Below are 8,815 nucleotides of genomic sequence, written 5' to 3' on the forward strand. Positions count from 1 at the left end.
AGAAGGAGAGGTGCCGGCACGTTGTGTGGGCAGCTCTTTTTTGTGCAACCTTTGGCCGACGTCTGGCCTCTTCCTGACGGTTCTATCCTCCTTTTTTATCTGTTTTCATTCAATGAAAAACCTATTCCTCCTCGGCCTGGGCTGCGCGCTGGCCTCCTCGGCATTTGCCCAGACCGAAAAAGGCGCCCGCTACATCGGGGCCAACGTGGGCAACCTGAGCTACAGCCGCAGCGACAAGAACAACAGTTTTTCGGCAACCCTGACGCCTTCAGCAGGGGTATTCGTGGGCAACAATTTTCTGCTGGGAGCTGGCCTGCCGATCAGCTACTCACGCGGTCATTTTGAAACCACCTTTCAAAAAAGCACGCGTCGCGAGGTAGAGGTAGGCTTGGCGCCATTTGCGCGCTATTATCTGCCGGGCTCGGGTGCGCATCGTTTTTTCGGGCACTTGCAGGCAGGCATTGCACGTGGTAGTTACCGGTACCAGTCGGAGGGTATGTACATAGGCTCCGGTGGACAGATGGTTGCCACCAAAGAAGATCAGCGCAGCAACGATACTTCCACCATCTTCGGTGCTGGCCTGGGCTACAACTATTTCCTGACACCGGGCGCAGCATTAGAAGTAGTAGCCAGCTATAACCGGTACGGATACGGTGACTACGACAGTGCCGGCGCCCTCAACGTTTCGGCCGGCTTTGCCGTGTTCCTGCCCTCAAAAGGCACGGCGGCCAAGTAAGCTTGCCGAAGCTTACTGCCTGCACAGCGCGGCGCGCAAACCCCCAGTTGGTTTGCGCGCCGCGTTTTTTTGTCGGATGTTGTGGCACGAGACTGAGACTATCCGGACTGCCTGCTATGCTGCGTATTATCAAACCTGTTCTGGCGCTGCTCGTCAGTGTTTCGCTGACGTGGGTGCTCAACACCCGGCAGGGCGACGTGCCGCCGTTCGGCAAGTTCCTGAGCCCCTTCCGCGGGTTCTGGCGCAATGCTGAGCCCGCCGCTGCGCCCGCCGCCCTCCAGACGCTGCGCCTGCCGGGCCTGCGCCAGCCCGTGCAGGTCCGCTTCGACGACCGGCACGTGCCCCACATCTTCGCCCAAAACGACCACGACCTGTACTACGCGCAGGGCTACCTCACGGCCCGCGACCGGCTCTGGCAGATGGATTTCATTGCCCACGTGGCCGCCGGGCGCCTGTCGGAGATTGTGGGGCCCGCCCGGCTGGAAACCGACCGGTTTTTCCGGCGCATGGGCCTGCCGTTTGGCGCCCGCCGCTCCCTGGACTCGGCCATGACCGACCCGGTGACCCGCACCGTGCTGACATCCTACGCCGACGGGGCTAACGCCTACATCGGCAGCCTCACGCCCCAAACGCTGCCCTTTGAGTACAAGCTGCTCGACTACCAGCCCGAGCCCTGGGAGCCGCTGAAAAGTGCCCTGATTCTGAAATACATGGCTTTCGATCTGAGCGGCCGCTCCGACGACCTGCGCATGAGCAACGCGCTGGCCCGCTACGGCCCGGCCGTCATCAAGGACCTGTTTCCGGATTACCCGGTGCAGGAAGATCCCATCGTGCCCGTGGGCACGCCGCTCGACTTTACGCCTCTGCCAGTTCCGTCCACGCCGCCGGGCTTTCTGGCGGCCATGTCGGGCAAGGTGCCGCAGAACGAGCCCGACCCGGAGTTGGGCTCCAACAACTTCGCGGTGAGCGGGGCCAAGTCGGCCTCGGGCTTTCCGCTGCTGGCCAACGACCCGCACCTGCAGCTCAACCTGCCCAGCATCTGGTACCAAGTGCAGCTGGCCGCGCCCGGCCTAAACGTGTACGGCGTGAGCATTCCGGGCACGCCCACGGTCATCATCGGCTTCAACGAGCAGGTGGCCTGGGGCGTGACCAACGTGGCCGCCGACGTGCTCGACTGGTACCAGCTGAAGTTCAAGGATAGCACGCGGCGCGAGTACTGGCACGATGGCCGCTGGAAACCTATCCGGCGGGTGGTGGAGCGCATTACGGTGCACGGCCAGCCCGACCGCCTCGACACAGTGCTCTACACCCACCACGGCCCCATCGTGTACGATAAGCCGGAGAAGCCCTTCCTTGCGGGCCACGCGCCCGTAGCCCACGCCATGCGCTGGACCGCCCACGATGCCGCCAACGAGTACCAGACCTTCTACCGCCTCAACCGCGCCCGCAACTACCAGGACTACACGGCCGCGCTCAGCACCTACGGCTCGCCGGCCCAGAACTTCATTTTCGCCAGCGCCGACAAGGACATTGCCATCTGGCCCAACGGCCGCTTTCCGCTGAAGTGGCGCGAGCAGGGCAAGTTCATCCTCGATGGCACCGACCCGGCCTACGACTGGCAGGGCTGGATTCCGGCCGCCCAGAACCCGCACGTGCTAAACCCGCCGCGGCAGTTTGTGTCGTCGGCCAACCAGTTTTCCACCGGCCCCGATTACCCTTACTACCTCAACTGGAACTACGGCGACGGCAGTTACGACCGCGCCCACCGCATCAACGAGCGGCTGGCCGGCATGCGCCAGGTTACGCCCGACAGCCTGCGGATGCTGCAAAACGACAACCTCAACCTGACGGCCCAGTTGCTGCTGCCCCGCCTGCTGCAGCTGGCCGCCGGCCCCGCCAACGCCGATACGCTGGTTGCGGCCAGCTCACCCGAGGCCCGCGTGTTGGCCGAGCTGCGCCGCTGGAACTACCATTATACCGCCGACGCCCTGGCGCCCAGCGTGTACGAGCTGTGGTACGGCAACCTCGTGAAGCGCATCTGGTCCGACGATTTCGGGCTGAAAGCCACCGGCCTGGAGATGCGCATGCCCGCCCGCGACCGAACCAAAACCCTCATCCTGCGCGAAGCCAACAGCCGCTGGATCGACGACCAACGCACGCCGCAGCGCGAGACCCTGCCGCAGCTGGTGCGCCGCAGCCTGCGCTTCGCCACCGACTCGCTGACCCGCAAATACGGCCCGCTGGGCCCGCGCTGGGCCTGGAAAAACCAAAAAAGCACCGACATCCTGCACATGCTCCAGATTCCCGGCTTCGGGCACATGGACCTAGACTGTGGCGGCGGTGCGGGCATCGTGAATGCCACCACCGAGCGCACTGGCCCTTCGTGGCGCATGGTGGTGGCGCTGGGCCCGCGCGTGAAGGCCTACGGCGTGTTTCCGGGCGGGCAAAGCGGAAACCCCGGCTCCGTCGCCTACGACGATATGCTGGAAACCTGGCGCGTGGGTCAGCTCAATGAGCTGATTTTCCTGCGCTCGGCCACCGAGCCCAACCCGCGTGTCCGAGCCGCTTGGACGCTGGAGCGCTAAGGCCGCCCAGCTCTATCCTTGCTGGGATTCACTGCCGCATATCAGGCGGCCACTCTATTTTCCTGCCAACTCATCGGTTAGCCGCGGCGCCCATCGCCCTGCTGCCTGCCCTCCATTAACCCCCATGAAACCTGCGCTGCTCCTGTTCCTGATGATTCTGGCCCTGGCCACCGTGGCCCAGCTGTTCCTGCCTTGGTGGGTGATTACGCCGCTGTGTATGGGGCTGGCGTTCTTTTCGGCTGCTACACCCGGGCCGGCGTTTGGGACCGGCTTCCTGGGCATTGGGCTGGGCTGGCTGGGGCTGGCCGGCTGGCTTAGCCTGCAAAACCATCATATACTGGCGCAGCGGGTGGCGCAGTTGCTGCCACTGGGTGGCTCGGCCGGGGCACTGTTGCTGGTTACGGCTATAGTAGGCGGGCTGGTAGGTGGGCTGGCAGCACTGGCCGGCAGCTGGGCCCGGCAGGCCGTCCGACCCCGCCCTATCGCCTGAGTGGCTGCCCGTGTCAAATATGGCATCCTATGCAACTTAACTTCCGTAGGCGTGTTACCTGATTTCCTCTACCTGCAGCAGCGCCGTGGTGGAGGGCTTGTCCATTAGGCAAGGCGGCGGATGTTGTACCTGGAAGTTTTCTGTTGGAAGTATTGATTTCAAACGCCCGCCTCTTCTGCGGCGTTCTGGCATTGCCGCTGCTGGCGGCGTCAGTGGCTGGCTGCGAACCAGCTCCACCCCGAGGCAATTCACACGCAGCCCAGACACGTCCGCAGCCGCGCAACCTCCGCCTCGATTCGCTCCGCGCCGACTCCATCAGCCGCACCGATGGCCGGCTGCCTGGCGCCATCCTGCCCAGCCAGCGCATTGTGGCTTTCTATGGCAATCCACTACACAAAGGCATGGGCATTCTTGGGGCACTGCCCAAAGACCAGATGCTGCTGCGTCTGCAGCAACAGGCAGCCGAGTGGCAACAGGCTGATTCAATACCTGTACGCCCTGCCCTGCACATGACGGCCATCATTGCCCAGCGAGACTCTGGAGCAGATGGCATGTACCGGCTGTCGCTGCCCGATAGCACCATCCGGCGCGTCATCCGCTGGGGCCAGGAGCACAAGGCGCTGGTGTTTCTGGATGTACAAGTAGGCCTGAGCACCTTGCCGCAAGAGCTGCCGCAGCTTGAGAAATACCTGCGCCTACCGTTCGTCCATCTCGGCATCGACCCGGAGTTCTCCATGAAGTCGGGCCGGCGCCCCGGCACAGAAGTAGGCGAGTTTGACGCCCGCGACATCAATTACGCCCGGCAGTTTCTGGCCCGCGTGGTCAGCCAGCACCAGTTGCCGCCCAAAGTGCTGGTCGTGCACCGCTTCCGGCAGGACATGGTTACCAACTACCAGCAAATCCGGCTCGACCCGCGAGTGCAAATTGTGATGCACATGGATGGCTGGGGTACCCCCAGCGTAAAACGCAGCTCCTACCGCAAATTCATTCGCCGGGAGCCAGTAGAATATGCCGGTTTCAAAATTTTCTACCGCAACGACAGCCGCACCAACTCGCGCCTCATGACACCGCAGGAAGTCGCTGGCCTAACCCCCACTCCCCTTTATATTCAATACCAGTAGGTTAGGCAAACCAGCCTCTTCTGTATGCTAACTGATATTTCTAGATAAAACACGCAGTTAGCTTCGCAAAAAATACCGCCTTGGTTTCGGTAGCTGCCCACGGAAAACGTAACTTTCGGCAACTACCTTCCTCTTTTTAAGTTTCTCAGTGCGGCATTTTTCTTCCCTCAGCCTCGGGCTCACTTCGCTGGGCCTGGCCCTTTCCCTCACCACGCTGCCCGGTTGCGGTTCCCGCTCTGGCACCGACTCCGAGAATCCAGCGGCTGTAGCCGATACCGTCGCCCAGCCCGTGGCTGTGGATACCGTGCAGCTCAAGCTGCAGGCCATGCGCCGCGATTCGCTGCTGGCTGATTCGATTGCCAAGAAAAACGGTCAGTTGCCCGGCGCCATCCTGCCCGGCCACCGCATTGTGGCGTTCTACGGCAACATCCGCTCAAAAGGCATGGGCATTTTGGGCCGCGAGCCCAAAGAACAGATGTTGGCCAAGTTCCGGAAGGTGCAAAAGGAATGGCAGGAAGCCGAGCCCGGCCTGCCTATCCAGCCCGCGCTGCACAGCGTCACCATCACCGCCCAGGCCGATGCCGGCAAAGATGGCAAGTACCGCCTGATGAACTCCAAGGCTACCATCGAGGAAACCATCAAATGGGCCAAGGATAACAACTGCATCATCTTCCTGGACGTGCAGGTGGGCCTGAGCGACCTGGAGCACGAGCTGCACAAGCTGGAGCCCTACCTCAAAGACCCGATCGTCCACATGGGCATCGACCCCGAGTTTGCCATGGCCACTAAAGGTGTGCGCCCCGGCAAGAAAATCGGCACCTACGATGCCAAGGATGTCAACTACGCCATCAACTTCCTGGCCCGCATCGTCAGCGAAAACAAGCTCCCCCCCAAAGTCCTGACGGTGCACCGCTTCACCCAGGGCATGGTTACCAACTACAAGAACATCAAGCTGGACCCACGCGTCCAGGTTGTCATGCACATGGATGGCTGGGGCGACCCTACGCTTAAAAAGGACTCCTACAGAGCGTATATCGAGAAGCAGCCTGTCCAGTACACTGGCTTCAAGCTGTTCTATGAGTACGACATCAAGCCCAAAAACTCTCACTTGATGACTCCCAAGGAAGTGTTGGCAGAGTTGAATCCCAAGCCTCTGTACATCCAGTACCAGTAACCTTAGGGTTGATATAAACAGAAAACGCGGCCATAGCAGCCGCGTTTCTGTTATATCAACCCATGCAGGCAGGTAGCCTATTTTAAGCTGCGCAACAGCCTCTTTTCGCGCATCCCAGATGCAGGCTCATTCGGCTCGGCAGGAAGCAGGGTTATATTTTGTATTCCTGCCCCCCGTACCTGCACCTCTTCGTTGACGTAGCCAGCGTAGCTAAACTGAACCACCGTATGTCCGGCGGCCAGTGGCAGTTGATAGTTGCCTTGCGAGTCCGTTGTGACGCCATATGGACTTCCTTTCCACAACACGGTTGCCCCTGTGATTGGCTTGCCCACCTCGTTCAGCACTCGTCCACGTACGGTAGCCGCTGCAACAGCTTCCGTAGGTTCGCTCACGCTCGTTGCAAAGCCAGCAGCCTCGCTGTAATTGATGCCACAAAGGCTTACAGCAAGGGCTAATGTGCAACAGCAAAAAATGCTCAAAGCAGTACTTGAACGGTAAGCGCGAGCCGATAAACGAAGCATGACCAAAAGATATAAGGAAAAATCCATGAAAGTCTCTCCTAACGCCACCAAGCGCTACATGCCACAATGCTCACACTGCAATCATAATAGCCATGCAATCAGGGGGCGAGAAAGAATATACAATAATACTATATTGTTACTATTCTGTTAATATTTTGAACAATCTATTTTCATTAAACCCTGAAAAGTTTGTTTAAATAGAGAACGAGGCATCTATACGCCGTACGGCCAGCTATATTCTACTCTACAATGATAGCGTGCATGATCGTATAGTGGACTCCTGCACGTCTGTGACTCTTGCAACAGACATAGGCACGCATTGCATCACGAAGTATAAATCATAGCGCTGCTGTTCATTCTGGGCAACGCTTATAAACGCCGTTGCCCCCGCGCCAGGCCCCGGGAGGGGGCGGCACGGGGGCAACGGGCAATGCAGTAAGGTTGGCGGCGACCGACTCTCCCACCGATGAAGGCAGTACCATAGGCGCTCCGGGGCTTAACGACTCTGTTCGGAATGGGAAGAGGTGAACACCCGGGCTAAAGCCACCATTACTGGGGCGGCAGCTCTGTGTTCAAGGTGAGCTGCCAACAAAACCGTTGACGTAAGGACAAAAGAGAAAACTAAAGAAGCAAATTCCGAGCATTGTCAAGCAAAGCGTTCGAGTCCTTAGTACGGCTCGGCTGTGGCATTTCGGCCTCTACACCTACCGCCTATCTACGTCGTGGTCTACGACGACTCTTCCTATATAGGAGATCTCATCTTCAGGTGAGTTTCGCACTTAGATGCTTTCAGCGCTTATCTCATCCCAGCGTCGCTACCCGGCGCTGCAACTGGCGTCACAACCGGTGCACGAGCGGCTGGTCCAACTCGGTCCTCTCGTACTAAAGTCAGGTCCTGTCAAATCTCCAACGCCCACCACAGATAGGGACCGAACTGTCTCACGACGTTCTGAACCCAGCTCGCGTGCCACTTTAATCGGCGAACAGCCGAACCCTTGGGACCTTCTCCAGCCCCAGGACGTGACGAGCCGACATCGAGGTGCCAAACCTCCCCGTCGATATGAGCTCTTGGGGGAGATCAGCCTGTTATCCCCGGCGTACCTTTTATCCTTTGAGCGATGGCCCTTCCATGCGGAACCACCGGATCACTATATCCGTCTTTCGACCCTGCTCGGCTTGTAGGCCTCACAGTCAAGCCCGCTTCTGCTATTGCGCTCTACATCCGGTTACCAAGCGGATTGAGCGGACCTTTGAAAGCCTCCGATACTCTTTTGGAGGCGACCACCCCAGTCAAACTACCCAGCAGACACTGTCTCCGTTGCCAGATTAGGCACCAAGCAACACAAGGGTGGTATTTCAACGGCGACTCCCCAAAACCTAGCGGCCCTGGCTCAACGTCTCCCACCTATGCTACACATGTGTTACCCAGCGTCAATGTCAACCTATAGTAAAGGTGCACGGGGTCTTTCCGTCCCGTGGCGGGTACTCGGCATCTTCACCGAGACTACAATTTCACCGAGCTCACGGCTGAGACAGCGCCCAGATCGTTACACCATTCGTGCAGGTCGGAACTTACCCGACAAGGAATTTCGCTACCTTAGGACCGTTATAGTTACGGCCGCCGTTTACCGGGGCTTCGATTCAAACCTTCGCAGCTTGCGCCACTAAGTTCCCCTCTTAACCTTCCGGCACCGGGCAGGTGTCAGACCTTATACTTCCGCTTGCGCGTTCGCAAAGTCATGTGTTTTTGTTAAACAGTCGCCTGGGCCTTTTCACTGCGGCTTCTCGTCTTGCAACGAGGAAGCGACCCTTCTCCCGAAGTTACAGGTCCATTTTGCCGAGTTCCTTGGCCGTGATTCACTCGAGCGCCTCAGGATGCTCTCCTTGACTACCTGTGTCGGTTTGCGGTACGGGCTAGAATTCAGTAAACGCTTAGCAGGTTTTCTTGGCAGTCTGATTAGGTACACTATCTCCGTGGCCGAGGCCGTAGAGTACTATCATGGTTCAGCAAGAAGGGCGTACTTAACTACCCGACTTATACCTACGCACTTTAACGGGCACTTCCGTCCGCCCGCGGTACTTTCACTTCTGCGTCACTGCATCACTCCAAATCCTAGGTGCGGGAATATCAACCCGCTGTCCATCGACGTAGCCTCTCGGCGTAGCCTTAGGTCCCGACTAACCCTGC

6 protein-coding genes and 2 rRNA genes (1 of these 8 cut by a window edge) are annotated in these 8,815 nt (G+C 59.2%); 5 read left to right on the forward strand and 3 right to left on the reverse strand.

The features are described from left to right. Positions 1-25: 25 nt before the first annotated feature. The 5 genes from N008_RS06870 to N008_RS06890 all read left to right on the forward strand — a co-directional run bounded on the left by N008_RS06870 (position 26) and on the right by N008_RS06890 (position 6,106). Complete coding sequence (locus N008_RS06870; protein ID WP_197062964.1) at positions 26-736, forward strand: outer membrane beta-barrel protein; 711 nt, start codon at positions 26-28, stop codon at positions 734-736. A 116-nt stretch (positions 737-852) separates the two neighbouring features. Further along, positions 853-3,321 (forward strand): penicillin acylase family protein, encoded by a 2,469-nt coding sequence (locus N008_RS06875; RefSeq protein ID WP_044014770.1) that lies wholly within the window; start codon positions 853-855, stop codon positions 3,319-3,321. Positions 3,322-3,445: 124 nt separating this feature from the next. Beyond that, positions 3,446-3,811 (forward strand): hypothetical protein, encoded by a 366-nt coding sequence (locus N008_RS06880; protein ID WP_044014772.1) that lies wholly within the window; start codon positions 3,446-3,448, stop codon positions 3,809-3,811. Between the two features lie 152 nt (positions 3,812-3,963). Further along, complete coding sequence (locus N008_RS06885; RefSeq protein ID WP_156109067.1) at positions 3,964-4,932, forward strand: hypothetical protein; 969 nt, start codon at positions 3,964-3,966, stop codon at positions 4,930-4,932. Between the two features lie 148 nt (positions 4,933-5,080). Next, on the forward strand, positions 5,081-6,106 hold the full coding sequence (locus N008_RS06890) for a hypothetical protein (protein ID WP_044014774.1): 1,026 nt from the start codon (positions 5,081-5,083) through the stop codon (positions 6,104-6,106). Positions 6,107-6,183: 77 nt separating this feature from the next. On the opposite strand, the gene N008_RS22660 is transcribed toward N008_RS06890, so the two are convergent. The 3 genes from N008_RS22660 to N008_RS06900 form a co-directional block, all read right to left on the reverse strand. Then, the gene (locus N008_RS22660) at positions 6,184-6,654 is read right to left on the reverse strand and encodes a carboxypeptidase regulatory-like domain-containing protein (protein WP_156109069.1); all 471 of its coding nucleotides are present in this window, start codon (positions 6,652-6,654) and stop codon (positions 6,184-6,186) included. Between the two features lie 412 nt (positions 6,655-7,066). Beyond that, positions 7,067-7,178: ribosomal RNA gene (rrf, locus tag N008_RS06895) — 5S ribosomal RNA — on the reverse strand. 96 nt (positions 7,179-7,274) lie between these two features. Further along, positions 7,275-8,815, reverse strand: a 23S ribosomal RNA gene (locus N008_RS06900); it runs 1,374 nt beyond the window's last position.

The sequence above is a fragment of the Hymenobacter sp. APR13 genome (genome assembly GCF_000737515.1).
GTDB lineage: Bacteria > Bacteroidota > Bacteroidia > Cytophagales > Hymenobacteraceae > Hymenobacter.